The sequence below is a fragment of the Microbacterium sp. genome, assembly GCF_044508325.1.
Classification (GTDB): domain Bacteria; phylum Actinomycetota; class Actinomycetes; order Actinomycetales; family Microbacteriaceae; genus Microbacterium.
In genome coordinates this window covers 154494-179786 of record NZ_JBIQHX010000003.1, presented here as the reverse complement: position 1 = coordinate 179786, position 25293 = coordinate 154494, and the positions used below count along the sequence as shown (strand labels likewise).

The window sequence follows — 25293 nt, the reverse complement described above, 5'->3', positions numbered from 1 at the left end:
GAAAGAGACGGATGCCGTAGGCATCGGCATCCAGGAGGGATGGACATGACCGACTCGCCGTACCCGGAGCGCACCCCCGACCTGCTGCGCAGGCGACGGGACCTGGTCCCCGACACGGCTGCGGCGTTCGCGAAGTTCAGCGCCGAGGTGTTCGCGGCCGGTGCCCTCGACGAGAAGACGAAGCAGCTGATCGCCGTCGCCGTGGCGCATGTCACCCAGTGCCCGTACTGCATCGATGGGCACACCAAGCAGGCGGTGCGCAAGGGCGCGACCGAGCAGGAGGTCATGGAGGCGATCTGGGTCGCCGCCGAGATGCGTGCCGGCGGCGCCTATGCGCACTCGGTCATCGCCCTCCACGCGATGGATGCCGCGCACAGCGCCGTCCACGCCCACTGAGCGGAGCCTGACATGGATCTCGGACTGCAGGATCGCGTCATCCTCGTGCTGGGCGGGCACGGACTCGTCGGCCGGGCCGTCGTCGCGCGGCTTCGGGAGGAGGGGGCGGTGGCCATTCCGGCATCCCGCCATGCTCCCGACGGCCTCGTCATGGACGGAGGGAGGGATGACTCGGTCGCCGAGGGGATCGCGGCGCTGCTGCGCGAGCACGGCCGGCTGGACGGACTCGTCGTGACCGCCGCGCCGAGCGCGCGGACTCTCGATCCCGCGCGCAGCTCCGATCCTGCCCAGGTGCTCGAGGCGGTGGACGGCAAGGCGATGACGTTCCTGCGCGTCGCGAACGCCGCCGCGCCGACCATGGTCGAGACGGGATTCGGGCGGATCGTGGGGGTGAGCGGGCAGAACGCCTTCCTCACCGGCAGCATCGCCGGCTCGGTCCGGAATGCGGCGCTCATCATCGCCGCGAAGAACCTCGCCGATTCCCTGGCGGGCACGGGGGTGACCGTGAACACGGTCAGTCCCGGTCGCGTCTCCGAGGCGCCCGGAGACGAAGTCGCCCTCGGCGAGGGCGGCCAGTCCCGCCCGGAGGACTCGGCGGCGCTGATCGCGTTCCTCCTCTCCCCGCTCGCCGGCGCGATCAGCGGCGAGTCGATCGCCATGGGGCACCGCGTGCGGGGCGTGACCGGCCTCTGACCCGCAGCGGTGCCGACGCCGCGCGCAGCTCTGCCGGATCGCCGTCGGCCCGGACTCTGATTTGATGACACGGTGAGCATCTGGTGGGGCGAGATCTCGATCGCGGAGTTCGGCGACCGGTCTCGGCGGACGTTGAACGAGAGCCTCGGGATCGAGGTGACGCGAATCGATCCGGACGCTCTGCACGGACGGATGCCGGTCGACCACCGCACCGTGCAGCCGGCGGGCGTGCTGCACGGCGGCGCGTCTGTGGCCTTCGCGGAAACGCTCGCGTCCTGGGCGGGTCACCTCGCCGTGGATCGCGAACGATTCCACGTCGTCGGACAGGAGATCAACGCCAACCACGTCCGCCCGGGAAGGCCCGGCACGTGGGTGCACGGCGTCGCCAGGCCGCTGCACCTGGGGCGTCGCGCACACGTGTGGGAGGTCCGCATCAGCACCGAGGATGATGTGCTGATCTGCATCTCCCGCTGCACGCTCGCGGTCCTCGAGCAGCCGAGCGCCTACCAGACGCCCGAGCAGCGCTCGTGACCGCGTCGCGCGGGCGGTGAAGCCGCCGCCGGCGTCAAGCCCTCGCCGGGCACGGGCGCCGGGCGGTACCGTCATCGCACCGGAGACGAGGGGGAAGCGATGAATGACGACAAGGCGACGCCGGGCGGCGCGGACGAGATGAGCCGCGAGGAGAAGCGTCATGATCAGCTCACCGCGGCACCGGACGCGACCGAGGCCGACGCGGCGCCCCGCATCGAGGTCTCGGACCATGACGGCACCACGCGCGTCGACATCGCCGCCACCGCGGCGGTCCGTCCGGGGCCGGGCCCCGGCATGGCGGAATCCAGCGGCGAGAACGACGCAGACGAGGCGGACTGATCCGCGACCTGTAGCGTGTCCGGCCGCCGGATGCAAGGCATTGGCCGAAGAGCCCCGGTCCGTGTTCGCTGAGCACTGGGGCCGCGTGAGCGCCCCGGCTGCATCGGCGGCCCGAATGCGAGGAGCATCCAAATGGAACCGATGGACACGACCGTCATGTGGATCATCATCGGCATCGTCGCCGTCGTCATCGTGGCGATCGTCGTCGTGCTGGCGCTGGTCATGAACTCTCGCGGACGCGCTGAGCGCCGCGACCGCGAGCGGCACGAGAAGGCGGAGAAGCTGCGCGCCGAAGCGCGCGAGGCCGAGATCGCCGCACGCGAGCAGGAGGCCCGGATCGCGCAGGAGCGTGCGAACGCGGCGAGTGCAGCCGCTGCCGCGGAGCAGGCGCAGGCCAGGGCCGCGCAGGCGGATGTCGAGGCTCGCCGTGCCGCCGAGAACATCGGCGATCACCAGGCGGAGGCGCAGGAGCACCGCGCCCAGCAGGAGGAGGCCCTCCGCAAGGCGGACGACGTCGATCCCTACGTCACCGACGACGCCCGCACCGACGATGTCCGTACCGCCCCGGGCCACGCCGACGCGGTGCACGCCGACGCGCCGCCGACCCGCCGCGAGCCGGCCCCGGCGACGCGCGCCGACGCCGACCCCGAGATCCGCCGCACCCCGGTCCGCGACGACAGGGTCTGACGACCGGAGGACGGCCGGCAGAGGCTGGGAACGGGGTCCGGACGGAAGAAACCGACCGGGACCCGTTCCCCTGCGGGCGGGCGTGCCGTTACAGTGCCGTCATGGGGGAGGACGTCCCGGCCCAGGAGTTCGCGCGCGCCGATCGGACACGTCATCGCGAGAAGATCCGGCGCAACCTCGACGTGTTCGCTCGGATGCTGCGCGAGGCGCACTTCGACACGGATGACCCGCTCACGGGTCTGGAGGTCGAGCTGAACCTCGTCGACGAGGCGGGCGATCCGGCGCTGCGCAACGCCGAGGCGCTCGAGGCGATCGCGGACGCGGCATTCCAGACCGAGTTGGGGCAGTTCAACATCGAGATCAACGTCCCGCCCACGCGTCTGCGCGAGGGTGGGCTGACGACGTTCGAGCAAGGCCTGCGACGCAGCCTCAACAACGCCGAGGAGCGGTCGTCGACCGTGGGCGCGCACCTCGTGATGATCGGCATCCTGCCGACGCTCGCCGACGGGCACCTGCGGCCCGACAGCATCAGCGCCAACCCGCGCTATCGGCTGCTGAGCGAGCAGATCCTCGACGCGCGCGGCGAGGACATCTCCATCGCCATCGACGGACCCGAGCGCCTTACCACCACCGCGGACTCGATCCTTCCGGAGGCGGCCTGCACGAGCACGCAGCTGCACGTTCAGACGTCGCCCGACATGTTCGCCGCCTACTGGAACGCGTCGCAGGCGATCGCGGGAGTGCAGTTGGCGGTGTCGGCGAACTCGCCGTATCTGCTGGGGCGGGAACTGTGGCGGGAGACGCGGATCCCGCTGTTCGAGCAGGCGACCGACACGCGCAGCGAGGAGCTGAAGGCGCAGGGCGTACGGCCCCGGGTGTGGTTCGGGGAGCGCTGGATCACCTCGGTCTTCGATCTGTTCGAAGAGAACGTGCGGTACTTCCCCGCGCTCCTGCCGATCGTCCACGACGACGACCCGATGGCGGAGCTCGATGCCGGCGACATCCCGTCGCTTGCCGAACTGCGGCTGCACAACGGCACGATCTACCGCTGGAATCGTCCGATCTACGACATCGCAGGCGGCGTGCCGCATCTGCGGGTCGAGAACCGTCTGCTGGCGGCGGGGCCGACCGTCGTGGACATCATGGCGAACGCGGCGTTCTATTTCGGGCTCGTGCGCGCGATCGCCGAGAGCCAGCGACCGCTGTGGTCGCAGCTTTCGTTCAGCGCCGCCGAGGAGAACTTCCACACCGCTGCCCGGGACGGCGTGGACGCGCAGCTGTTCTGGCCGGGCGTCGGGCAGGTGCCGGCGACCGAGCTGGTGCTGCGGCGGCTGCTGCCGCTGGCCCATCAGGGGCTCGAGGCGTGGGGCGTCGGCGCCGCCGAGCGGGATCGGCTGCTCGGCGTCATCGAGGGCAGGTGCCTGACCGGCGTGACCGGGGCGAGCTGGTTCGTGCAGCGGATGCACCGGCGCGCCGACCTCGACCGCTACGACGCGCTGCGGGCGACTCTGCTCGAGTACCGCGCGGCGATGCACACCAACGAGCCCGTCCACACGTGGGAGTGACCGGCGCCGGCAGCCCGGCCGCGTCGTGAGCCGGTGGGGCGAGGCCTCGTCGGGTCACTGTCCGAGTGGGGTCCACGACGGTGGGCGCCGTTCCGCGAAGGCTTGAGGACCCTCCGCGGCATCGGGATGCGACCAGTGCTCCTGGACTCGGCGCCAGCCCGCGTCGAGGTGGCGGCGCAGCAGATCTGCCTCGAACGTCCTGATGACCTCCCTCGTCGCGCGGATCGCCTCCGGCGACCCGGCCGCGATCCGCGCGCCGAGCTCGAGCGCAGCCGGGAGGAGGTCTTCGTCTGCCACGACCTCGGACACCAGGCCCGCGGCCAGCGCGGTCTGCGCGTCGAGGACCTCGCTGCTGCCCAGCAATGCCATGCGCACCGCACGATCGCGGCGCATCCGCAGCATCAGTTCGATCGGCTCGAGCCCGCTCACCTGGCCGACGGTCACGTGAGGGTCGACGAACCTGGCCGCTTCGGCGGCGATGCAGATGTCGGCGTCCGCCACGAAGTGCAGGCCGCCGCCGGCGCAGACCCCGTTCACCGCGGCGATCACGGGAATGCCGAGATGCGGCCCCGGGAGGAAGCTCAGCTCCTCGGCGGCCGTCGCACCGACGTCGCTGCGCGGCTCAGCGAGCATGGCGACATCCGCGCCGGCGCAGAACGCCTTGCCGGCGCCGGTGATCACGACGGACCGCAGCATGCGGTCGGCGGCGACTCGCGCCCACAGCTCGCGCAGCTCGCGCATCATCGGCTCGGTCAGGGCGTTCGCGCGATGCGGTCGATCGAGCGTGACGACCAGGGTGCTGCCTTCCGTGCGGGTGCGCACCGGCTCCGTCGAATCCGTCGTCATGGGTCAGCCTCAGAACGTCTCGGGGATGCCGGTGCCCACGACTGCGGGGGAGTCGGGCGTCGATACCGGTGTCACCTGTTCGAGGATGCCGAAGCCGGTCACGCCTGATCGTGCGAAGTCGTACGGCGTGTAGGCGCGTCGCAGCCAGCCGTCGGATTCGGGTCGGGGCTCGACGAACGCGATGTGCTGGTCCAAGCTCCGATAGCCCCCGAGAATCGTGCCGCCGCGCTCCGCGTCGAGCTGGCAGATCACACGCATCGGGATCCGTCGTGCCGGACCGCTGATGCGGAAGGTGTTGACGTGCACCGGCGCCGTGTCGGTCGCCTGCTGCAGCGCTCCCGGTCCGGGCTCTCCCGGCGCATTCGGGGCGGCCGCCAGCATCGAGGACCCGTCTTGGAACGCCGCCTGCAGCCGGGCACCCTTCTCCGTGCTCCGGTCGGAGAACCGGGTGTGGCTCACCCATGCATGGCCACGCACGTCGTAGATCACGCTGCCGGCGGCGAGGGATGCCCGCGCCCGGTAGGTCTGGGAACCGGTCAGGCCGCCGTCCGGGAAGCGACGCTGACGGGGGACCGGCAGGGAGAGCGGCGACAGCGTCAGATCCAGCGTCACCGGGACTCTGAAGGAGACAGGACCGGGATCGCTCACGAGGTGTTCGGCCGGCTCCAGGTCCTCAGCTGTGTGCGCGAACAGGCGCACGCGGTGGGTCCGCCCGGTCGCTGCCCAGCTGAGCTCCGGCGTGTGGTCCGCGGCGCCGAGGTCGGCGTTGTACCAGAGCGTGACGCCATCGGCGAGGAAGACCATGAGGCGCTGCAGCGCGAGCCGTCCGCGGCGGCGACGCGCGGCGAGCACCAGCACGGCCCCGGAGTCCTCGTCCATGACAGCCAGGTCTGCCCACTCGCTCTGGTTCTGCGCATCGGCGGTGGTGTCCACGGCAGCTCCTCTTCAGGGAATCACGATCGCGGCTCGTGCGCCGGCGGCGACGAACGTTGTGGGCGAACGACGAGCGTCAGGGTTTGACTTATGCGCCGATCGTGCTTCATGATACCAACTAACCAGTTGATTACAATCACGTTTCGGAGACACGCCATGAAGGATTGGCCGTACGACGTTTTCCCGACCGGGTGGTATCAGATCGGATTCTCCGCAGAACTGGCGCCCGGCGACGTGCGCCCGGTCAAGTTCTTCGATCAGGATCTCGTCCTGTTCCGCACCGAGAGCGGTGAGGTCTCGCTTCTCGATGCCTACTGCCCCCACCTGGGCGCGCATCTTGGCCATGGCGGCCGGGTGAAGAACGACTGCATCGAGTGCCCGTTCCACGGCTGGCTGTGGCGCGCGGACGGGGCGTTGGAGGAGATCCCCTACGCGCCGCAGGCGAAGCGTCGCGTCTCGCTGGACCGTTGGCACACCGCCGAGGTCCAGGGCCTGCTCCTGGTGTGGTACGACGGTTACGGGCGCGAGCCCTTCTGGGAGTATCCCGGGATCCCCGAGTTCGGCGACCAGGAGAACTTCTATCCGATCTACCCGTATGGCGCCGACCACGTCGGCGTGCGCAAGATCATCACCCAGATGCCGATCGAGAACACGCCGGACTACTTCCACTTCCCGCTCGTGCACGGCGCAGGGCAGCCCGGTCGCCCACGACTGTGGGAGGAGCAGGAGCACTACCTGCACACCCGGATGGGCTACTGGTTCGGCTACGGCAAGGCGGAGACGTGGCTCACGCCGGACGGGCCCGTCGACGGCGAGACGGAGACCGAGGCCTGGGGGCTGGGACTGTCCCTGGCCCGCTTCCACATCGATGACTTCATCACCGCTCAGATGACGGCCACGACCCCCGTCGACAAGGAGCACTCGCAGATCTTCTGCACGATGGCCGTCTCCCGCGAGCCCGGCAGCGCCATCGACGATCCGCCGTCCGGCCGGGCGGAGCAGATGCTGCGCTTCCAGGACGCCCAGATCCGCCGGGATTTCGCCATCTGGGAGAACCAGAAGTACGTCGAGCACCCCCCGTACGCAGGCGGCGAGGAGATCTACTACTCGCGCTTCCGCCGCTGGTCGAAGCAGTTCTACTTCGACAAGCCGTACCGGGCCGGAGAACGCCTCGAGGGCGATCTGCGCAAGCCGGGCGAGTGGACCGTCCCGGTCTACGACCACAACCCGGTCTGATCCGACGAGAGAAGGATGCCGGCGGCCCGATCGGGGCGCCGGCATCCTTCGTCCTGCGGGTCAGAGTCGGAGCTTGCGGTTGTCCCAGCTCATGGGCTCTCCGATCGCATCCAGACGAAGGATGACGGTCTCGGCGTACCTGCGTGCGACGGCCCCCGGCAGCGGCGGGGGAAGAAGGTCCGCGAAGCGCTCATCGAGGATGTCCGAGATCCGTGCGACCTCGGGCTCTTCGTCGATGATCGTGGCCCGAGCGCGGAGCAGGATCCCGCGCAGCTCCCGCCACGCCTTCCCGCCGTGCACGAGCAGCGACACCCGCGGATTCCGCGAGATGTGCCCGACGCGCTTGGACGACCGGGGCGTGCGCACGTGCGGGGCACCGTCTGCCATGACGTACCACACGGGCAGCGGGACAGCGGTCCCGGTGCGGTCGGTCGTCGCCAGCACGGCCTCTCCGTGCGTGCCGAGCATTGCGGCGCGCTCCCGGGCATCGAGGCTGATTCCCACGTGCGATCTCCTTCTCGTTCAGGCGTCCTCGGCGCCGGTCTCACGTCAGTGCGGACCGACCGGACAGCACGTGCGGTGCTGCCCGGCCGGTCCGCGGGGCCGAGCCTGGTCAGGGCGCGATCACGAGCCCGTTCTCGGTCGGCGAGTACGGGATGAACACGAAGTCCTCCTCGGTGACCAGCGGGTAGTGGTTCTCCGCGGAGAATCCGACCGGCATGACGTACAGCGGCATGTCCTCGGGCTTCGCGTTCTCCAAGGCCTCGACCATCTTCTCGGGATCGAGGGAGTTGGCCAGGGACGCCGCGTAGGCGACGAGGATCACGTCGTTGTACGAGACCATGTAGGTGTTGATCGGGAAGGGCAGCGAGCCCCCGGCCTCCTCGAGCACGGCGTCGTAGAAGATATCGAAGCCCTCTGTCGATGTCGCCTCGGTGCCCTTGACGTTGGCCGCCAGGTACTGGAACTCGATTCCTTCGAGCTCCGCGGGCGCGACCGAGCTGAAGTCGTTCGCCCCGAACGTCTGCGCCGCGATCGTCGGGACGTCCACTCCGAGCTTGGCGCGAGCGTTGAGCATCGCGATGGCGCCCGGGAAGTAACCGGCGAAGACGAGCGCATCGGGATCGTTCGCGAGAACCTGCTGGATCTGCGGGGTCGCATCGACGGCGGTCGGAGCGACTGCGGAGAACGTCGCCTCGATGCCCGCGTCCTCGAGAGCCGGCTTGGCGACGGCCTGGAACGCCTGCCCGGACGCGTCGTCCGAGTTCACCACGCCCACGGTCTTGTGCCCGTCCGCCACCAGCTTCGCGGTGAAGCTCGCCACGTAGTCGGGGATCGTGTGGGCGTTCCCGAAGACGAGGGGGAACTGCGCCGGGTCGTTGAACGTGTCGGCGGTGAAGTGGTGCGAGGTGAACACTCCGGCGTTCGCGAGGATCGGGATGCCTGCAGGGATCTCCGACGCGCTTCCCGGAAGCACCGCGTGCGGCACCTTCGAGGCGAGCAGCTCCTGCAGCTTCGCGGCCAGCTGGTCGGCGCTGCCTGCGCTGTCCTCGATGACGAGCTCGATCGGCTTGCCGAACACGCCGCCCTGCTCGTTGATGACGTTCACGGCGGCGCGGTTGCCGATCGACATCGCCTCGCCCACGGGGGCGACCGGACCGCTGAGCGCCTGGAAGCTGTCGATGACGAGAGGACCGAGGTCGGAATCCTCCGGGCCATCCGTCGGTCCGGACGGCGTCGAACCACCGGCGCATCCGCTCATGAGGAGAGCGCCGACGGCGAGCGCCGCGACTCCGACGCTGAGTTTGAACTTCATTTCGAGCTCCTTCGCTGTGTTTTCGGGTGAGGGTTCATGGGGTGATCACGATTGCGGGACGACCATGCCGTTCTCGACGGGCGCATAGGGCACCGTGACGAAGTCGTCGGGGGTGACGCCGGGGAAGTGATTCGTCTCGGAGAAGCCGACCGGCATCACGTAGTTCGGCATGTCCGCGGCGGACGCCCCCTCGATCGCCGCCGCCATCTCGGCGGGGTCGAGGCTTCCCGCCAGTTCGGCGGCGTATGCGGCGAGCATGACGTCGTTGTACGCGACCAGGTACGTGTTCACGGGGAAGGGGAGTGATCCCCCGGCCTCCGCCACGACCGCGTCGTAGAACTTCTTGAATGCGGCGGACTCGGTCTGTGGAGTGTTCGCGACGTTCACGGCGAGATGCTGGAAGACGATGCCGTCCAGGTCCGCTTCCGGGAGAGCGCTGAAGTTGTTCGCTCCGAACGTCTGCGCGCCGATGGTGGGGATGTCGACGCCGAGCTTCGCGCGCGCCGCGATGACGGCGCCGGCCGCCGGATAGTAGCCCGCGAAGACCAGCGCATCAGGGTCGTCGGCCAGGACCTGCTGCAGCTGCGCCGTTGCATCGACGGCGGTCGGTGGAACCGCGGCGAATGTCGCGTCGATGCCCGCCCGCTCAAGCGCGTCGCGAGCCACCTCCTGGAACACCTGGCCCGACGAATCATCCGAGTTGACGACGCCGACGCTCGCGTGTCCCTCGTCGCGCAACTCCTGGACGAAGGCGTCGACGTAATCGGGCACGGTGATGAAGTTGCCGAACAGGTAGGGATACTTTTCCGGATCGTTGTGCGCAGCATCCGACCAGTGGTGGGACGTGAACACTCCGGCGTTCGCGAGGATCGGGATGCCCGCGGGGATCTCTGCCGCCGTGCCGGGCAGCACCGCGCTCGGCGTGCCGGAGGACAGCAGCTCCTGCAGCTTCGCCGCCAGCTGGTCGGGGCTCCCCGCGCTGTCGTGGACATGGAGTTCGACGGGGTGGCCGAGAACGCCGCCTTCGTCGTTCAGGACGGCGATCGCAGCGCGGTTGCCGATCTCCATCGCCTCGCCGGCGGGCGCGGCCGGTCCGCTCAAGGCCAGAAAGCTGTCGATGACGAGCGGGCCCTCGTCCGCAGGAGAGTCCGCGGGGGTCGGAGCCGACTGTCCCGCGCACGAGGCGAGCAGGAGGGCTGCGGCGCCGAGTGCGGCGACGAACGCAGAACGGGCCAACCTCATCGTCGGAGCTCCTCTTTTAAACTTCATATAGATTTACGTGATTAGCTCAAGTATCCGGATTGCGCCCGCGCTGTCAAGGCATGCCGCGCAGCTTCACGGGAAAACGTGTCCGAACCGTTAGCCGGTATCCATCACGCCGCGCGGACTGGACCTCCGATCCGAAGACTTCTAATGTTTTAATTGATTTGCGAGTTCGGTTGGCATACCGTCTCCATGGAGCCGGCACAGCCCGACCGGCGAACCTCAACGACGAGAGGAACAGCAGATGACCGTCGTATGGGCCGGTCTGGCGGTAGGGGCCGTCTACGCCCTCATCGCCATCGGCTACAACATCACCCTGACCTTCGGGGGGACGTTCAACTTCGCGCACGGCGCGCTCGTGGTCCTCGCGGGATTCTTCTCGTGGTTCTTCATGATCGAGCTCGGCTGGCCCTGGTGGCTGGCGGCGCTTCTCGGCGCCGTGCTGTGCGCGGTCGTGGCGGTCCTCGAGGAGCGCATCGCCATCCGGCCCGTGATGCGCCACCTGGACTCGCACGCCCTGCTCGTCACGACGGTCGGCGCCCTCGTGATCATCGAGGGCGTGCTCCTGGCGACGTGGGGGCACGAACCGCATGCGGTCCCGTTCTTCGGCGGGCAGGAGGCATTCGACTTCCTCGGCGGCCGGGTCAGCCCCGTGGACCTCTGGCTCATCGTCGTCGCGATCGTCGTCGGCGTCGGGTTCCACTTCTTCGCCCGGCGCAGCCTGTGGGGCGTCTCGGCGCGTGCGGCGACCGGGGACCCCGACAACGCCCGGGTGCGCGGAATCAACATCTCGGCGCTGCGCACGGCTTCGTTCGCGCTGGCCGGCGGGATCGCGGGGCTGCTCGGACCGATCGTGGTGCCGAAGACCGGAGCCAGCGTGGCCGTGCTGATCACGCTCACCGTCTTCGGCTTCGTCGCGCTCGCGCTCGGTGGGTTCGGCAGCTTCATCGGCGCCCTCATCGGCGGCTTCGCGATCGGTTTGATCCAGTCCTTCGGCGCGCGCTACCTCGGCGTCGAGTTCCCGCCGCTGCTGCTGTTCGTCGTCCTGCTTCTTGTTCTGCTGTTCATTCCGAGCGGCCTGCTCGGGCGCCGTGCGGTCAGGGAGGTGTGACATGTTCCGGACCATCTGGCGTCGCTCGACGACCCTCCCGATCGTCGCCGTCATCGCATTCATCCTGATCCTGCTGCTGCCGATGTTCGGCCTGGACTTCTACTGGCAGCGCCAGGTGATGCTCATCGCCGTCTACGCGCTCGCCGCGAGCGGCCTGAACCTGAGCTTCGGGTACGGCGGGGAACTCGCGCTCGGGCAGGTCGCGGTCTTCGCCGGCGGCGCCTATGTCACCGCGATCCTGTACAACGCCGGGGTGCGCGACATCCTGATCGCGATCGTCGCGTCCGTGCTCGTGGCCGCCGTGCTCGGTCTGATCACCGGCATACCCGGCCTGCGCCTGAGCCACTGGTCGCTCGCGCTCGTGTCGTTCTTCCTGGTCCTGCTGATTCCGAGCGTCGTGGCGATCTTCGCGCCCGTGACGGGTGGCAGCGCGGGACTGCCCGGCATCATCGGCCCGACGCTGTTCGGCAATCCGCTGATGGGTGTCTCCTTCTACGTGCTCGTGATCATCGTCACGTTCATATGGCTCATCCTGATGCGGAACATGATCGTGTCCCGCTTCGGCGCGACCCTGAAGGTCCTGTCGACCAGTCCCACGCTCACCGAGTCCATGGGCGCGCCCGCATACGGCGTCCGCATCCGCGCCTACGTGATCGGCGCGCTTCCGGCCGGGGTCGCGGGTGTGTTCTACACGTACATGGCCGGCTTTATCAGCCCCGAGTCGTTCACGATGATGCTCACGATCGCGATCCTCGCGGCGACCGTGCTCGGCGGCGCCAACAGCGTCTGGGGTGCGCCGATCGGTGCGGCCATCATCGTCCTCGGCCCGCTGCAGGCGGCCGCCTTCGAGCGCTACTCCGTCGCCGTGTACGGTGTCTTCCTGGTCCTCGTGGGCGTGCTGTTCTCCTCGGGCCTGGCAGGCATCGCACGCAGGATCATCCGCCGCCTCGATCGCCGCATCATGGGCGGCGCCAGCAGCGCCGAGAAGGTGGAGGCGCTCGACGAGCTGCGCCGCGAAGCCGAGCAGGCGGAGCTGAAGATCCCGGGTCAGCGTCTCGAGATGACGGGCGTGACCAAGTCGTTCGCCGGAGTCAAGGCGCTCGCCGGCGTGGACCTGGCCGTCGAGCCCGGCACCATCACCGCCATCATCGGAGCGAACGGCGCGGGCAAGACCACGCTGCTCAACGCGATCTCCGGCGTGCTGCGGCCGGACGCCGGCAGCATTCAGCTCAACGGGCGGGAGCTCGTCGGACTCAGCGCGAGCACGGTGGCGCGGATGGGGGTGGGGCGGACCTTCCAGACGCCCCTCATCCCCAAGTCGATGACCGTCCTCGAGGTGGCGCAGACCGGACGCCTGCGGTACGGGGGCCTCGGACTCGTGTCGGCGATGCTGCGGCTGCCACGGTTCTTCCGGACCGAGCGGAACGACCGCGAGGCCGCCCTGGCCGCCCTGTCGTTCGGCGGGCTCACTCATCTGGCCAACGAGGACGCCCAGTCGCTCCCGCTCGGCACACGCCGGCTCCTGGAGGTCGTGCGCGCCGTGGCCGGCGAGCCCTCCGTCCTCCTGCTCGACGAGCCGGCCGCCGGTCTCGACGACGACGGACTGCGCGAGCTCGAGCTGCTGATGCGGCGGACGCGGGATGCCGGCGGGACCGTCGTGCTCGTGGAGCACAATGTGCCGTTCGTGATGTCCACGGCCGACCAGGTGTACGCGATGGAGCTCGGTCGTGTCATCGCTGCCGGCCCTCCCGACGCGGTCAGCCGGAATCAGCGCGTGATCGACAGCTACCTGGGTCGAAGCGGGCGTGACCATCAGGATGCCGACGACGCGGTGGACGCGGCGGAGGCGGGCGAGATCGGAGCGAGGCCATGACGGACGACAACCGCGACGAACCCATCTTCTCGATCGATCAGGTCAGTGTCGCGTACGGCGACCTGGTGGCCGTGTGGGACGCATCCCTCGAGTTGCGGCCCGGGAGCGTGACGGCCCTCGTCGGGCGCAACGGCGCCGGGAAGACCACGCTCATCTCCGGTGTCTGCGGTCTGCTGCCGCTGCGTGCCGGCACCGTGCGCCTGAAGGGCGACGACATCACCACCGTCCCCGCCTACCATCGCGCGGCGCGGGGGCTGGGTGTCGTCCAGGAGGGGAAGCGCGTGTTCCGCGAGCTGACCGTCCGTGAGAACCTCGTGCTCGGACTGCGCGCGGGGGGTGCGCGCCGATCCGCTTTCGAGGGCGAGCTGAACGCGCTCTACGAGCGCTTCCCCATCCTCGGCGAGAAGCGCGGTCAACCGGCGGCGGCGCTGTCCGGCGGCCAGCAGCAGCTGCTCGCCATCGCCAGCGCGCTCGCCTCGAAACCCGTGGTCCTGCTGGTGGACGAGCCGTCCTCAGGCCTGGCGCCGGTGTTCGTCGACCTCGTCTTCGAGACCCTCGAATCGCTCCGCGACGACGGGATCGCGATCCTGCTGGTCGAGCAGCTGGTGGAGCAGGTCCTCGGGGGGATCGCCGACGAAGTCATCGTCATGGAGCGCGGCCGCTTCACCCTTCGCGACGCCGCGAAGAACCTCACCGTCGACCAGGTGGCGAAGGGCATCTATGCCGGTCTCTGAGTCCCGGCCGCATCCCGGCGGCGCCCAGTCGCAAGCGGCAGCCAACCTCGATGTGCAGATCCTCGCTCCCCACTGGCGGGAATGGTCGCAATCGGCCGAACGCGAGACGCCGGCCGGCTGGAAACGGATGGTCGAGGCGCTGGCGCAGCTGCAGGACACCGTCGCCGGGACGATTCCGTCGGCGGAGGCGGTGGCCGAGGCGGCGGAGCTGATGACCAGGGCACAGCAGATCCTGGCGGGGAGCGAGGTGGCCGCCGAGCGCCAGCTGTTCGGACGACACCTGGCCGAGCCCACGCGGGGACAGACGTTCAGCCCGCCCCTGTGGGTGGAGGACTACACGGACGGCGAGCTGATCGGCCGGACTCGCTTCGGCCGGTTCCACAGCGGAAACGGCGGCGTGACGCACGGCGGTGCGATCGCGCTGATGTTCGACGATGCGATGGGACGCACGTCCGATCTCGCCGTTCCGGAGCGCTCGCGCACCGTGTCGCTGACGGTCGACTTCCGCAGCCTGACGCCGCTGGAGACCGACCTCGAGGTGCGGGCGAGACTCGTCGCGCACGAGGGCCGCAAGCGCACGATCCGCGGCTGGCTGCGGGACGGCGACCGCCTCTGTGCGGAGGCCACGGCACTGTTCATCGAACTGCGACCCGATCAGCGGTGAGGGCGCACGCAGCAAGGGGGGTCGACCGCGTGGCACAGCTCACCATCGGTCTGCGCAACTACTCACGGACCGGGTCCGACGACTGGCGTCACCTGCTCGATCAGGCGCGGGCCGCGGAGGATGCCGGTGTGGATCGCGTCTTCGTGAGCGATCACCTGGTGTTCGGCAGCTCCTTGGACGACTACGGCGATCCGGAGCGCGGCGGCCGGGTCGGCGGGGTTCAGCCGACCGGGCCGGACGGCGAGTGGCTCGAGGCGCTCACGGTCGTCTCGGCGATGCTTGCGGTGACCGATCGCGTGCTCGTCGGCACGAATGTGCTCGTGGCCCCGCTTCGCCCCCCGGTGCTGCTTGCGAAGATGGCCGCCACCCTCGATGTGATGTCGCACGGGCGCTTCGAGCTGGGTGTCGGCATCGGCTGGCAGCGAGCGGAGTACGAGGCGCTCGGACTCGACTTCCGTCGCCGTGGGGCACTCTTCGACGAACAGCTCGCGGCGTGTCGGGAGCTGTGGACCGCGCCGGTCGCCCGCTTCGAGGGCCGGTTCGTCCAGTTCGAGGACGTGCACATGATGCCCAAACCCGTCCGCGCGGAGGGCGTTCCGCTCTGGATCGGCGGCAGTGCGCGCCCGGTCGTCGCCCGCCGGATCGCGCGATACGGCAGCGGCTGGATCCCGTGGGGGACCGAGCCGGACCGCTTCCTGGACGCCGTCGCCCAGATGCGCGAACTCGTCGCTGCCGAAGGCGGCGATCCGGCAGGCATCCAGATCGCATATGCGCTCCCCAACCGGTTCACCGACGACGGCCGGGTCGACGGCGCGGCGCTGTTCGCAGACGTTCCCCGGCTGCTGGAGGCGGGGATCACGGACTTCCGGACGCTGCTGCGGGTCCCGCACGACTACGAAGGCGCGCGGGCGATGCTGCAGGACCTCGTCACCGCCTTCGACCGTGCGACGGGGCGTGATCGTGCGATAGATTGCACCAGTAACCAACTGGTTGGTTGAAAAAACAGAGGAGTCGGTGTGGACTTTGCACTCGCGGAGGAGCAGCAGGACGTGGTCGCTGCGTTCGATCAGGTGCTGTCGAAAGTGTCCTCGATCGAGCGGGTGCGGGCCGTCGAATCGAGCGGGTGGGATGCTGCGGTGTGGGAGTCTCTCGTGCAGGTCGGCGCGCCCGACTTCGTCGGCGCGGACCCGGACGCCGAGCAGGGCCGCGCTGTCGAGCTCGCGCTGACGGCCGAACTGCTCGGAAGACATCTCGCGTGCGTGCCCTTCGTCGGCTTCGCTGCGGCACGGGAGGTGCTGCGGGAGACCGGTCCCGCCGCGTCGGACGTGGACGGATCCGCGCCGGATCGGATCGCCGTGTTCACGCCGCGGCCGGCGGACCGCGGCGTGGCACCGGTTGTCGCAGGGGGCGCCGTCGCGGCGGCGCTCATCGTGCTCGACGGTGACGAGCTCCTCCTCGTGCGGGATGCGCAGCCCGCTCCGGTGCAGGACATCGGCTTCCAGGGCGCGGCCACCTGGCGGGTGCAGGGCGACGGCGTCGAGCGCACCGTGCTGGCCACCGGAGAGTCGGCGCGTCAGGCGTGGGAGCGGGGCCTCGCGTGGTGGCGGATCGGAGCCGGTGCGCAGAGCGTCGGCATCGCACAGCGGGCGCTCGAGATCGCGGTGGAGTACGCGAAGGTCCGCGAGCAGTTCGGTGTGCCCATCGGCTCGTTCCAGGCGCTGCAGCACTCTCTCGCCGAAGTCCTGCTGGAGGCGGAGGGCGCGCGTCACTTCGTCCGTGAGACCGCGTGGCGCGCCGACCAGGGGTCGAGCGGCTGGGAGCCGCTCGCCGCGGCGGCGTACGCGTTCGCGGCGGAAGCCGCGACGCGGGCGGCGGAGAGGTGCCTGCACGTGCACGGCGGATACGGCTACACCCTCGACTACGATGCGCAGCTCTATCTGCGCCGCGCGAAGGCGATCCAGCTGCAGGGCGGCGAGCACGACGACATCTGGACAGCGGTCGGCGCCGCGACGATGGCAGGAGAGATCTGATGGATTTCGGCACGGACCCGCAGGTGGAGGACCTCCGCGCAGAGGCGCGCGCCTTCGTCGGGCAGCACCTCACCGCGGATGTCGTCGCCCGGGTGCGGGAGAGCGGGAACTACCACGACGCGGAGTTCCATCGTGCACTCGCGGGGAAAGGATGGATCGGCGCCCACTGGCCCGTGGAAGAGGGCGGCCGGGGCTGGCCGCGCTCGCACAGTGATGTCGTGTACGAAGAGCTCGCCGCGGCCGGAGCGCCCGTGGAAGGCTGGATCATCACGCAGATCATCGGCGAGGCGATCCGCCGCGAGGGCAGCCCCGAGATGAAGGAGCGCATGCTTCCGGCGGTGACCCGAGGCGAAGTGCTCTTCGCGCTCGGCTACTCCGAGCCCGGCTCCGGGTCGGATCTGGCATCGGTGCAGACCAAAGCCGTGCCGGACGGCGACGGGTGGATCATCAACGGCCAGAAGATCTTCACGACGATGGGCAGCGAGGCCGACCACATCTTCCTGCTCGCCCGCACCGAGCCCGATCTGCCCAAGCATGCGGGGCTCACGCTGTTCCTCGTGCCGACCGACGCGCCCGGCTTCGAGGCGTCGGGCCTGTTCACCCTGAGCGGTCAGCGCACCAATGTCACCCACTACGCCGACATCCGGATCGACGACTCCGCCCGGATCGGAGAGCGGGGCCGGGGCTGGGAGATCGTCAACGTGGCACTCGCGTTCGAGCGCGGCGGAGAGTTCGCCGCGCAGCTGCGTCGCCTGGTGAACGCGGCGATCGGATGGGGCCGCGCCGCGGGGCGAGATGCCGACCCGCGATTCCTCGCCCGGCTGGGACGTGCGCAGGCTCAGACGCGTGTCGCTCGGCTGCTCGGCGCGTACGCATCATGGTCGCGCGCGGCGCCCGGCGCGGGAGCCGTCGAGGGAACGATCGCGAAGGTGTTCGGCACCGAGGCGCTGCAGGATGCCTCGAGGTCTCTGCTCGAGGCGACCGGCGCCGACGGCCTCGTCGACATAGGAACGGTCGGCGCGACGGCCGCCGCGGAGATGCAGCACCTCTACCGCGAGTCCCAGATCGCGACGATCTACGGCGGCACATCGGAGGTGCTCAAGACCGTCATCGCGCAGCAGCGCCTGGCCCTGCCGCGCCCCCGCAATCGATGACATGCACGAGAAAGGACGGCTGATGACAACGAAGAAGTTCGACGGAAGCCTGGCTACCGTCTGGGAGACCATCGCGGAGGTCATACCCGATGCGCTGGCGCATGCGCAGGGCGACCGGCGGTTCACCTGGGCCGACTTCGAGCGCCGCGCCAACGGCATCGCGCGGACGCTGCTCGATCCGCAGGCCAGCCGCGACGACCGCGTCGCGCTGTACCTGCGGAACTCGCCCGAGTACATGGAGGTCCAGCATGCCGCGCTGAAGCTCGGCATCCCCGCCATCAACACGAACTATCGGTACCGCAGCGAAGAGCTGAAGTACCTCTTCGAGAACGCCGACGTCACATCGGTGGTGTTCGGAGGCGAGTTCACCGACGTCATGGGCGAACTGCGGGCTGAGCTCGGGCGGGTGCGGCAGTACATCCACGTGGACGACGGGAGCCAGCCCTGTCCGGAGTGGGCGATCCCCTATGAGGAGGCCGCACGCGCGTCCGACGATTCCGTGCGCTCGCCATGGGGCAGATCCGGCGACGACCTCTTCCTGCTGTACACCGGGGGGACCACCGGCATGCCGAAGGGCGTGATGTGGCGTGTCATCGACATGGTCCGGCAGATCAACGAGGTCACGGGGAACCTCTACGATCTCGACGACCTGGAGGCGAGCATCCGGCGCTCCGTCACCGGCCCGGGTCCCTCGCACATCTCCTGCAGTCCGATGATGCACGGCAGTGGCTGGTTCGGCGCCACGATGGCGATGCACAAGGGCGGTTCGGTGATCTCGATGGTCGCGTCGAGCCTCGATCCCGAGGAGCTGCTGGACGCGATCGACGAGTACCGGGTCGGCAGCGTCACCATCGCGGGGGAGATCTTCGCGCGGCGCGTCATCACGGCCCGCGAGCGCGATCTGACCCGGTGGGACAGCACCTCCGTGCGCAACGTGCTCTCGTCGGGCGGAATGCTCAGCGAGGCCAGCAAGGCCGCACTGCTCGAGATGTGGCCCGAGGCATCGATCCTCGACGGCTTCTCCTCGTCCGAGGGCTTCGGCATGGGGTGGTCGGTCGCCACGAAGGGGAACATCCCGCCCACCGGGCGGTTCATGCCCGGCGCATCCGTCCGGGTCCTGGGCGAGGACGGAGCGCCGGTCGCGCCGGGTTCGGCCGCCGTCGGAAAGCTCGTCATCACCGGCCGGCTGCCGCAGGGCTACTACAAGGATCCCGACAAGAGCGCGCGGACCTTCCCCCTCGTCGACGGAGAACGCACGTCGATCCCCGGCGACAACGCGATCGTCCTCGAAGACGGCTCGATCCAGCTCATGGGGCGCGATTCGCTCTGCATCAACTCCGGTGGCGAGAAGATCTTCACCGAGGAGGTCGAGGGCGTCATCCTCGACCACCCCGAGATCTCGGACGTGCTGGTGTTCGGCATCCCCGATCCCGAGTGGGGACAGTCGGTGGCGGCCATCGTCAGCCGGGAACCCGGGGCGCGGATCAGCGCGGACGAGGTCGTCGCGCACGTCAAGGGCCGGATCGCGGGCTACAAGGCACCGCGGCGGGTCTCGTTCGTGGAGACCGTGCCGCGCGGACCGAACGGCAAGCCGGACTATGCGGCGGCGAGAGAGCTTCTGGAACCGAGTGCGGCCCGGGCATGAGGCGGGCACGATCGGGGTGAGCGACGATGTCCTGTTCGAGATCGAAGACGGCATCGCGACGATCACCCTGAATCGGCCGGAGAAGCTGAACGCGGCGAACGTGGGGATGCTCACCCGCATCATCGACCTGTTCGACCGGACGGATGCCGACGACGACGTCCGCGCCGTGATCGTCACCGGAAGCGGCCGCGCCTTCTGTGCAGGAGCCGATCTCGACAGCGCGGGATCCCCCTTCGACGCCTCCGGTGCCGACTATGAGAGCAGCGGGCGTGATCTGGGCGGAGAGGTCACGCTGCGGGTCTTCCGCTCGCTGAAGCCCGTCATCGCGGCGATCAACGGTCCGGCAGTCGGCTTCGGCGCATCGTTCGTGCTGCCGATGGACATCCGCCTGCTCGCCGACTCCGCCAAGGTGGGATTCGTGTTCGGTGCCCGCGGGGTCGTCCCGGACGGCGCTGCGAGCTGGTTCCTGCCCCGGATCGTGGGACTTCCCCGGGCCCTCGAGTGGTCGCTGACGGCCCGCCTCCTCACGGCGGAGCAGGCGCTGGCCGGCGGGCTCGTGTCCGGCGTCCATCCGCCGGCGGAGCTTCTGGCGGCGGCGAGAGCCATCGCCCGGGAGATCTCGACCAACGTCGCTCCCGTCTCGGCCGCTCTCACCAGGCAGATGATGTGGCGGATGGCGGGGGCGGCACACCCCATGGAGGCGCACATCGTCGACTCGGCTGCCATCCGGCACACCGGCTCGGCGCCGGACGCTGTCGAGGGGGTCCGGGCGTTCCTCGAGAAACGGCCCGCGACGTGGTCGATGGCGCCCAGCCGCGATCTTCCCGCGTGGTTCCCGTTCCAGGAACCGGCGTTCACCGCGATCGACGAGGAGGGTCAGCCGCCGGCGTGATCCGAGGGGGAGGCCGGAACCGCCCGACCGACGAACTGCGGCGTCGTACGCGCGCCGAAGGCGGCCGCGCCGATGCGGAAGTCGTCGCTGGCGAGGTGCTCGTCCAGCACGTCGAGCTCGATCGCGAGCCCCTCGTCCAGCGTCGGCGCATCCATTCCTCGCCGCATGGCGCGCTTCATGGACGCGATGGATGCGGGGCTGCGCGATGCGAGCACCGCGGCCATCCGCCGGGCTGTGGCGAGCAGCTCGTCGGGCTCGGCGACGACATTGACCAGGCCCGCGGCCAGCGCTTCCTCCGCAGTGAGCGGCTCGCCGCTGAAGAGCATCCAGGCGGCGCGCCGTTCGCCCACGAGACGCGGAAGCCGCTGGGTGGCGCCTCCTGATGGCGACAGGCCCCACACCGAGTGACCGTCGCCGAACCGCGCTCCGCGGGCGAGCACGGCGAGGTCGCACGCCAGGACGACCTCGAGACCGCCGGCGACTGCGACACCGTGCACGGCGGCGATCGAGGGAATGGGCGATTCGGCGAGCCGGCGAAGCGAGCGTCGCCAGATCTCGGCGTGAGGTCTGACGAGGGAGGTGTCGCGGATCCGCCCGGCTGCGGCCGCGAGGTCGGCGCCGGCCGAGAACGCGTCGCCTTCCCCGCGAACGATCAGCACGCGGATCGCGGGCATCGACTCGAGGCGGTCGACCGCTTGCTCCAGTGCGAGGAGCATCTCCTCGGTGATCGCATTGAGCTTGTCGGGGCGGTTGAGAACGATCTCGGCCAGGTGCCCGTCGATCGTGACGTACAGGTCCTCGGTCGCCACCCTGCGTCCTCCTCGCGTGCGCGGCGGTTCGCCGCCCTCGTCTCATTCTGCCGATCCGGCGCCTCCCGGCAGAATCGGCACCGGCGGCACCATACCGCGATACTGGTTCCATGAGTCGCCCCAGGCCCGCCGTGGATCCATCGCGACGGGCTCCGCGTGGCGCGCGGGCCGACGACGTGCTGGCGGCGGCGGCCGAACTGTTCGAACGAAGCGGGTACTCCGCGACGACGATGGCGCAGATCGGGCAGGCGGTGGGCGTGCTCCCCGGGAGCCTCTATCACCACTTCGACTCGAAGGAGGCCATCGCGATCCGTCTGCTGGAACGCTACGACATCGCGCTGGAGGATGCCGCCCGGTCACCGGCTCCCGGTGTGGACGCGCCGGCGGACGAACCCCTGCGAAGCCTGATCACCGGCGTCGTCATGGCCAGCTGCGCGCACGCGGCTGCCGTCCGCCTGCGTGCGAGGGAGGCCCCGTCCGCGGCGACGGCGCGCCTGCGCGACGCACTTCAGCATGATTCACGCCTTCTTGACGCCGCGTGGGATGCCGCGGTGGCGGCCGCAGCACCGGAACAGGCCGGCACGCAGGAAGCTCGCCTGTTCACCTTCGCCGTCCGCAGAATGGCCATGGCGGCACCCCTCTACCACCTCCACGCCGATCCCGTCGTCCTCGCGGGGAGCCTGGCGGAGATCCTGTTGCGCGGCGTCTCCGTCGGCGGCATCGACGAGAGCGAGATCGACGGCTCCGAGGCAGCTCGCGCCGTGCGCGAGACCACCGCGAAGTGGGAGGATCCCTCGGCGGTTCCGGACTCGCACGGAGCGATCCTCGCGGCGGCTCGGCGCGAATTCGCGCGGCGGGGATTCGACGCGACGACCATGCGTGACATCGGTGAAGCCGCCGGCATCCCGCTGGGAACCGTCTATCGGCGGTTCTCCGGCAAGGAGGCGATTCTGCGCGAGATCATCGACGCTTTCGCGATCCGGCTGGACGGCGGTGTGCGGGCGGCGCTCATGACAGGGTCATCGGAGATCGCCGCGCTGAGCGCGCTGGCCTTCGTCCTCGTGAAGGGGCGACGGTGCTTCCCCGAGGAGTCGGAGATCCTCTCCCTGGGCTGGGGTGAGCGTGAGCGCGGCGACAGCCCGCTGCACGAGTACTTCCTGCAGACGGACACCCGGTTCGGGCTGCTGGCCGACACGGTCGCACGCGGTGTCGCCGCCGGGTCGCTGCGCCGGGTGGCCGATCCACACCTGGTCGCCGGGATCGTCCGGCAGCTCTGCTGGCAGCCGTACCCGCGCACCGCATCCGTCGACGACGCCCACCGGTTCGCCCGCGGGATACTGCTCCGCGGCTACGCGCCCGGGGCGGCGTCCGAGGCGTCGTAGATCATCACGGTGGGCGCGCGCTCCCCGGAGCCGAGCGCATCCGACATCGTCAGCTCCGCACGCGCGGCGGCAAAGGAAGCGAGCACCTCCGCCGAGGGTCGGTCGAGGTCATAGACCGTGAGGTAGGGAGCCGCAGGCGCCCCGGGGACCGCCGGCTGGGCCGGGCTGATCCGGTAGCGACGCGCGGCGGTGACGCCCTGTACTGCGGCGAGAATCTCCGGAATGTGCACATCGTCGTACCAGGCGTTGAACTCCTGTTCGCGACTGTCGTCGGACGGCGACGCGAAGACCAGCATCAGGCCTCGCGGGGATTCGTTCGTCATTTACATCTCCAAACTCGGACTTCCCCCGATGGTGGTGGTCTCGCACTCCGCGATGCAACGGTCGGAGTGTCGTCGGGGCGAGCCGCATCAGGACAGACTGTCGTGTCCCGGGAGCGCGGAGGTTCCCGGCGCTGGGCGGGCGCAGCGCTAGGGTACGGGGATGGGGACCGCTGTGGTCAGGATCGTCGTGGACGCCGCCGGGCGCCTCTCACCGGCCGAGTATGCACGCGGCGTCCAGCGCCTGCGGGAGGACGGGCATGAGGTGATCGCCACGCCGCCCGAGCACCTCCCCGAGCACGCTCGCGAGATCGAATTCATCGTTCCCGAAGAGGATGTCCCGCTCTCCGCGGAACGGTTCGCAGCGACGTGCACGGCGGTCTTCGGCATCCCCGCCGCCACCGGCGTCGTCACCTACATCAGTCGCGGCACCGATGGCGACGCGCGCGGCGTGCTGCGCCGGTTCGACCTCACGGGCGAGGTCGAGCGCTCCTTCGAGGACGGCGAGGAGGTCGTCACGGTGGTGCTTCCTGCGTCCGAGCTGGCGAAGGTCTCCGAGAGCCGGCTGCACACCGCGATGGAAGCCGCGCTCAACGTCGAGGTGCGGATCCGCGCCGCCGAAGGCTGACACGCCGCGGGCCACCGCCGGTCGCCGGGGCTGGCGCTCTCTCCTGCGAACTGTATAATGCTCACAATGTTTTAAACCAACTACCGCAGGCGGACGTAGCCGTCCGCTCTCGGACCGGAGGATCCAATGATGCAATCCCGCCGCAAATCCACTCTGAGGAAGCTCGCCCTCGCCGGTGCGGCCGCGGCCGCGCTCGTTCTGACCGCGTGTGCCGGCGGCGGTGGCGGCGACCCCACGAACGGTTCGGGCGAGGTCGGGGAACCGGTCGAGGGCGGGGATCTCGTCCTGGCGCTGAACGTCGACACGCGAAGCCTCGACCCGGCCATCTGCCCCCAGGGTGGCGGCTGGTCCCAGTGCCAGCCGATCTTCGGGACGCTGATGCGCTACAACATCATCACCACGGAGTTCGAACCGGGACTTGCGGAATCGCTCGAGTCGGAGGACGGCGTCCACTGGACCCTCAAGCTCCGGCCGGGGCTGCAGTTCTCCGATGGCACCGCCTTCGACGCGGATGCGGTCGTCTTCAACTGGGAGCGCATCCTCGATCCCGCGACGCAGTCGCCCTCGCTCGCGACGGCGTCGACCGTGAAGGAGTGGACGGTCGTCGATGACGTGACGATCGAGTTCGAGCTGATCTCGCCGAACTTCCAGCTGCCGTGGCAGTTCGTCTACGGAGGCATGGGAATGATCGGCTCGCCGACGGCGATCGAGGCGGCCGGAGACGATGTGAGCAACAACCCCGTCGGGGCCGGGCCGTTCACGTTGAAGGAGTGGACCCGCGGCACGCAGCTGGTCTACGAGAAGAACGACCTCTACTTCGAAGAGGGCAAGCCCTACGTGGACACCTACACCATCAAGACGATCGGGCAGGACGACCAGCGTCTGAACGCGCTGCGCTCCGGCGAGATCGACATCGACTGGTCGCTCCTCGTCAACGATGCCGAGACGATGGCGGCCGAGGGCTACAACGTCCTGTCGGAGCCGATGATCGGCGGGACCGGTGTCATGTTCAACCTCGAGGACCCGGTCGTGAGCGATCCCCTCCTGCGGGAGGCGATGCTCAGTGCGTTCGACAGCGCGCAGATCAACGCCGCCCTCTACCCGGGGTCTGTGCCGGTCGATCAGTACCTGTTCCCCGAGAGCCCCTACCGCGACGACTCCCGAGGGATGTTCCCTCCGAAGGATCTCGACCACGCGCAGGAGGTCTTCGACGAATACCTCGACAAGACCGGGCAGACGGAGGTCACCGTCACGTACACGGCGTATGCCGGCATCCCGCAGCTGGAGGCCGTCGCGGAGATGATCCAGGCGCAGATGAATCAGATCGAGGGCCTGAACTTCGAGATCAACGGCGTGGACGGCGCGGCGCTGTCGACCGCGCAGGCCACGGGTGACTTCCAGCTGCTGATGGGCGCGACGCTCGGGTACCAGATGGACTCGATGTACGACTACTTCCACTCGTCGTCGACGCGCAACTACTCGAAGTACTCGAACCCCATCGTGGACGAAGCGCTCACGCTCGCCCGCACCTCGAACGATCCTGACGAGGTCGCCGACGCGTTCAAGACCGCGGCAGGGCAGGTCTCGAAGGACGCCCCGGTCAGGATGTGGCGCTACCAGATCGGATTCCTGATCTTCGGCGACAACGTGCACGTCCCGGAGGAGGCGATGTTCATCCACACCGGCGGCTCCTCGATGTGGGTGCAGGACGTCTGGATGACGGAGCAGTGATGCGGATCGGAGAGT

26 protein-coding genes are annotated in these 25293 nt (G+C 69.5%); 19 read left to right on the top strand and 7 right to left on the bottom strand.

Annotated elements, in window-relative coordinates; genetic code table 11:
* Positions 1-45: 45 nt before the first annotated feature.
* From ACIWQI_RS03840 to ACIWQI_RS03815, 6 genes are all read left to right on the top strand, one after another.
* A complete protein-coding gene (locus ACIWQI_RS03840) occupies positions 46-396 on the top strand; it encodes a carboxymuconolactone decarboxylase family protein (RefSeq protein WP_396655783.1) in 351 nt (116 codons plus the stop codon).
* 12 nt (positions 397-408) lie between these two features.
* Complete coding sequence (locus ACIWQI_RS03835; RefSeq protein ID WP_396655782.1) at positions 409-1089, top strand: SDR family NAD(P)-dependent oxidoreductase; 681 nt, start codon at positions 409-411, stop codon at positions 1087-1089.
* Between the two features lie 72 nt (positions 1090-1161).
* Positions 1162-1620: a PaaI family thioesterase gene (locus ACIWQI_RS03830; RefSeq protein WP_396655781.1), complete on the top strand. Its 459-nt coding sequence runs from the start codon at positions 1162-1164 to the stop codon at positions 1618-1620.
* A gap of 99 nt (positions 1621-1719) precedes the next feature.
* Complete coding sequence (locus ACIWQI_RS03825) at positions 1720-1959, top strand: multidrug transporter (RefSeq protein ID WP_396655780.1); 240 nt, start codon at positions 1720-1722, stop codon at positions 1957-1959.
* Positions 1960-2091: 132 nt separating this feature from the next.
* On the top strand, positions 2092-2646 hold the full coding sequence (locus ACIWQI_RS03820; protein WP_396655779.1) for a hypothetical protein: 555 nt from the start codon (positions 2092-2094) through the stop codon (positions 2644-2646).
* A 101-nt stretch (positions 2647-2747) separates the two neighbouring features.
* A complete protein-coding gene (locus tag ACIWQI_RS03815; protein WP_396655778.1) occupies positions 2748-4211 on the top strand; it encodes a glutamate-cysteine ligase family protein in 1464 nt (487 codons plus the stop codon).
* 54 nt (positions 4212-4265) lie between these two features.
* Here the strand turns inward: ACIWQI_RS03815 and ACIWQI_RS03810 are convergent, their stop codons facing one another.
* Both ACIWQI_RS03810 and ACIWQI_RS03805 read right to left on the bottom strand, forming a co-directional pair.
* Positions 4266-5057, bottom strand: coding sequence for an enoyl-CoA hydratase/isomerase family protein (locus tag ACIWQI_RS03810; RefSeq protein WP_396655777.1), 792 nt, complete (start codon positions 5055-5057; stop codon positions 4266-4268).
* Between the two features lie 9 nt (positions 5058-5066).
* Positions 5067-5990: a hypothetical protein gene (locus ACIWQI_RS03805; RefSeq protein ID WP_396655776.1), complete on the bottom strand. Its 924-nt coding sequence runs from the start codon at positions 5988-5990 to the stop codon at positions 5067-5069.
* Positions 5991-6146: 156 nt separating this feature from the next.
* Between ACIWQI_RS03805 and ACIWQI_RS03800 the strand changes: the two genes are divergently transcribed.
* Positions 6147-7226 carry a Rieske 2Fe-2S domain-containing protein gene (locus ACIWQI_RS03800; protein WP_396655775.1) on the top strand — a complete coding sequence of 360 codons (1080 nt, stop codon included), beginning with the start codon at positions 6147-6149 and terminating at the stop codon, positions 7224-7226.
* A 60-nt stretch (positions 7227-7286) separates the two neighbouring features.
* Here the strand turns inward: ACIWQI_RS03800 and ACIWQI_RS03795 are convergent, their stop codons facing one another.
* The 3 genes from ACIWQI_RS03795 to ACIWQI_RS03785 all read right to left on the bottom strand — a co-directional run bounded on the left by ACIWQI_RS03795 (position 7287) and on the right by ACIWQI_RS03785 (position 10284).
* Entirely contained in the window at positions 7287-7730 is a 444-nt protein-coding gene (locus ACIWQI_RS03795; RefSeq protein WP_396655774.1) for a pyridoxamine 5'-phosphate oxidase family protein, read from the bottom strand.
* Positions 7731-7839: 109 nt separating this feature from the next.
* On the bottom strand, positions 7840-9042 hold the full coding sequence (locus tag ACIWQI_RS03790; RefSeq protein WP_396655773.1) for an ABC transporter substrate-binding protein: 1203 nt from the start codon (positions 9040-9042) through the stop codon (positions 7840-7842).
* Between the two features lie 45 nt (positions 9043-9087).
* Positions 9088-10284: an ABC transporter substrate-binding protein gene (locus tag ACIWQI_RS03785; protein ID WP_396655772.1), complete on the bottom strand. Its 1197-nt coding sequence runs from the start codon at positions 10282-10284 to the stop codon at positions 9088-9090.
* A gap of 265 nt (positions 10285-10549) precedes the next feature.
* Between ACIWQI_RS03785 and ACIWQI_RS03780 the strand changes: the two genes are divergently transcribed.
* From ACIWQI_RS03780 to ACIWQI_RS03740, 9 genes are read left to right on the top strand one after another with little or no spacing between them, the layout of a single operon-like run.
* Positions 10550-11416, top strand: coding sequence for a branched-chain amino acid ABC transporter permease (locus ACIWQI_RS03780; RefSeq protein WP_396655771.1), 867 nt, complete (start codon positions 10550-10552; stop codon positions 11414-11416).
* Position 11417: 1 nt separating this feature from the next.
* Complete coding sequence (locus ACIWQI_RS03775) at positions 11418-13289, top strand: ATP-binding cassette domain-containing protein (protein ID WP_396655770.1); 1872 nt, start codon at positions 11418-11420, stop codon at positions 13287-13289.
* The gene (locus ACIWQI_RS03770; protein ID WP_396655769.1) at positions 13286-14023 is read left to right on the top strand and encodes an ABC transporter ATP-binding protein; all 738 of its coding nucleotides are present in this window, start codon (positions 13286-13288) and stop codon (positions 14021-14023) included. The genes ACIWQI_RS03775 and ACIWQI_RS03770 overlap by 4 nt, the downstream gene beginning before the upstream one ends.
* On the top strand, positions 14010-14687 hold the full coding sequence (locus ACIWQI_RS03765) for a PaaI family thioesterase (protein ID WP_396655768.1): 678 nt from the start codon (positions 14010-14012) through the stop codon (positions 14685-14687). The genes ACIWQI_RS03770 and ACIWQI_RS03765 overlap by 14 nt, the downstream gene beginning before the upstream one ends.
* A gap of 29 nt (positions 14688-14716) precedes the next feature.
* Positions 14717-15685, top strand: coding sequence for a TIGR03619 family F420-dependent LLM class oxidoreductase (locus ACIWQI_RS03760; RefSeq protein WP_396655767.1), 969 nt, complete (start codon positions 14717-14719; stop codon positions 15683-15685).
* Between the two features lie 18 nt (positions 15686-15703).
* On the top strand, positions 15704-16717 hold the full coding sequence (locus tag ACIWQI_RS03755; RefSeq protein ID WP_396655766.1) for an acyl-CoA dehydrogenase family protein: 1014 nt from the start codon (positions 15704-15706) through the stop codon (positions 16715-16717).
* Entirely contained in the window at positions 16717-17871 is a 1155-nt protein-coding gene (locus ACIWQI_RS03750; protein ID WP_396655765.1) for an acyl-CoA dehydrogenase family protein, read from the top strand. Before ACIWQI_RS03755 ends, ACIWQI_RS03750 begins: the two co-directional genes overlap by 1 nt.
* Positions 17872-17893: 22 nt before the next feature.
* Positions 17894-19516 carry an AMP-binding protein gene (locus ACIWQI_RS03745; protein WP_396655764.1) on the top strand — a complete coding sequence of 541 codons (1623 nt, stop codon included), beginning with the start codon at positions 17894-17896 and terminating at the stop codon, positions 19514-19516.
* Between the two features lie 16 nt (positions 19517-19532).
* Entirely contained in the window at positions 19533-20408 is an 876-nt protein-coding gene (locus tag ACIWQI_RS03740) for an enoyl-CoA hydratase-related protein (RefSeq protein WP_396655763.1), read from the top strand.
* Here the strand turns inward: ACIWQI_RS03740 and ACIWQI_RS03735 are convergent.
* Positions 20393-21217: an enoyl-CoA hydratase/isomerase family protein gene (locus ACIWQI_RS03735; RefSeq protein ID WP_396655762.1), complete on the bottom strand. Its 825-nt coding sequence runs from the start codon at positions 21215-21217 to the stop codon at positions 20393-20395. The genes ACIWQI_RS03740 and ACIWQI_RS03735 overlap by 16 nt on opposite strands.
* 110 nt (positions 21218-21327) lie before the next feature.
* On the opposite strand from ACIWQI_RS03735, the gene ACIWQI_RS03730 reads away from it, so the two are divergent.
* Positions 21328-22599: a TetR/AcrR family transcriptional regulator gene (locus ACIWQI_RS03730; RefSeq protein ID WP_396655761.1), complete on the top strand. Its 1272-nt coding sequence runs from the start codon at positions 21328-21330 to the stop codon at positions 22597-22599.
* On the opposite strand, the gene ACIWQI_RS03725 is transcribed toward ACIWQI_RS03730, so the two are convergent.
* The gene (locus tag ACIWQI_RS03725; protein ID WP_396655760.1) at positions 22566-22922 is read right to left on the bottom strand and encodes a hypothetical protein; all 357 of its coding nucleotides are present in this window, start codon (positions 22920-22922) and stop codon (positions 22566-22568) included. The genes ACIWQI_RS03730 and ACIWQI_RS03725 overlap by 34 nt on opposite strands.
* A gap of 160 nt (positions 22923-23082) precedes the next feature.
* Here ACIWQI_RS03725 and ACIWQI_RS03720 point away from each other — a divergent pair, with 160 nt between their 5' ends.
* Positions 23083-23547, top strand: coding sequence for a hypothetical protein (locus ACIWQI_RS03720; protein ID WP_396655759.1), 465 nt, complete (start codon positions 23083-23085; stop codon positions 23545-23547).
* A gap of 129 nt (positions 23548-23676) precedes the next feature.
* On the top strand, positions 23677-25278 hold the full coding sequence (locus ACIWQI_RS03715) for an ABC transporter substrate-binding protein (protein WP_396655758.1): 1602 nt from the start codon (positions 23677-23679) through the stop codon (positions 25276-25278).
* Positions 25279-25293: the final 15 nt, after the last annotated feature.

Bases quoted from the DNA above. Each gene is read 5' to 3' on its own strand.
- ACIWQI_RS03765 (WP_396655768.1), top strand. From the start codon at position 14,010: ATGCCGGTCTCTGAGTCCCGGCCGCATCCCGGCGGCGCCCAGTCGCAA.
- ACIWQI_RS03810 (WP_396655777.1), bottom strand. From the start codon at position 5,057: ATGACGACGGATTCGACGGAGCCGGTGCGCACCCGCACGGAAGGCAGC.
- ACIWQI_RS03815 (WP_396655778.1), top strand. From the start codon at position 2,748: ATGGGGGAGGACGTCCCGGCCCAGGAGTTCGCGCGCGCCGATCGGACA.
- ACIWQI_RS03840 (WP_396655783.1), top strand. From the start codon at position 46: ATGACCGACTCGCCGTACCCGGAGCGCACCCCCGACCTGCTGCGCAGG.
- ACIWQI_RS03785 (WP_396655772.1), bottom strand. From the start codon at position 10,284: ATGAGGTTGGCCCGTTCTGCGTTCGTCGCCGCACTCGGCGCCGCAGCC.
- ACIWQI_RS03750 (WP_396655765.1), top strand. From the start codon at position 16,717: ATGGATTTCGGCACGGACCCGCAGGTGGAGGACCTCCGCGCAGAGGCG.
- ACIWQI_RS03775 (WP_396655770.1), top strand. From the start codon at position 11,418: ATGTTCCGGACCATCTGGCGTCGCTCGACGACCCTCCCGATCGTCGCC.
- ACIWQI_RS03835 (WP_396655782.1), top strand. From the start codon at position 409: ATGGATCTCGGACTGCAGGATCGCGTCATCCTCGTGCTGGGCGGGCAC.
- ACIWQI_RS03720 (WP_396655759.1), top strand. From the start codon at position 23,083: ATGGGGACCGCTGTGGTCAGGATCGTCGTGGACGCCGCCGGGCGCCTC.
- ACIWQI_RS03730 (WP_396655761.1), top strand. From the start codon at position 21,328: ATGAGTCGCCCCAGGCCCGCCGTGGATCCATCGCGACGGGCTCCGCGT.
- ACIWQI_RS03745 (WP_396655764.1), top strand. From the start codon at position 17,894: ATGACAACGAAGAAGTTCGACGGAAGCCTGGCTACCGTCTGGGAGACC.
- ACIWQI_RS03790 (WP_396655773.1), bottom strand. From the start codon at position 9,042: ATGAAGTTCAAACTCAGCGTCGGAGTCGCGGCGCTCGCCGTCGGCGCT.
- ACIWQI_RS03715 (WP_396655758.1), top strand. From the start codon at position 23,677: ATGCAATCCCGCCGCAAATCCACTCTGAGGAAGCTCGCCCTCGCCGGT.
- ACIWQI_RS03825 (WP_396655780.1), top strand. From the start codon at position 1,720: ATGAATGACGACAAGGCGACGCCGGGCGGCGCGGACGAGATGAGCCGC.
- ACIWQI_RS03725 (WP_396655760.1), bottom strand. From the start codon at position 22,922: ATGACGAACGAATCCCCGCGAGGCCTGATGCTGGTCTTCGCGTCGCCG.
- ACIWQI_RS03780 (WP_396655771.1), top strand. From the start codon at position 10,550: ATGACCGTCGTATGGGCCGGTCTGGCGGTAGGGGCCGTCTACGCCCTC.
- ACIWQI_RS03820 (WP_396655779.1), top strand. From the start codon at position 2,092: ATGGAACCGATGGACACGACCGTCATGTGGATCATCATCGGCATCGTC.
- ACIWQI_RS03800 (WP_396655775.1), top strand. From the start codon at position 6,147: ATGAAGGATTGGCCGTACGACGTTTTCCCGACCGGGTGGTATCAGATC.
- ACIWQI_RS03770 (WP_396655769.1), top strand. From the start codon at position 13,286: ATGACGGACGACAACCGCGACGAACCCATCTTCTCGATCGATCAGGTC.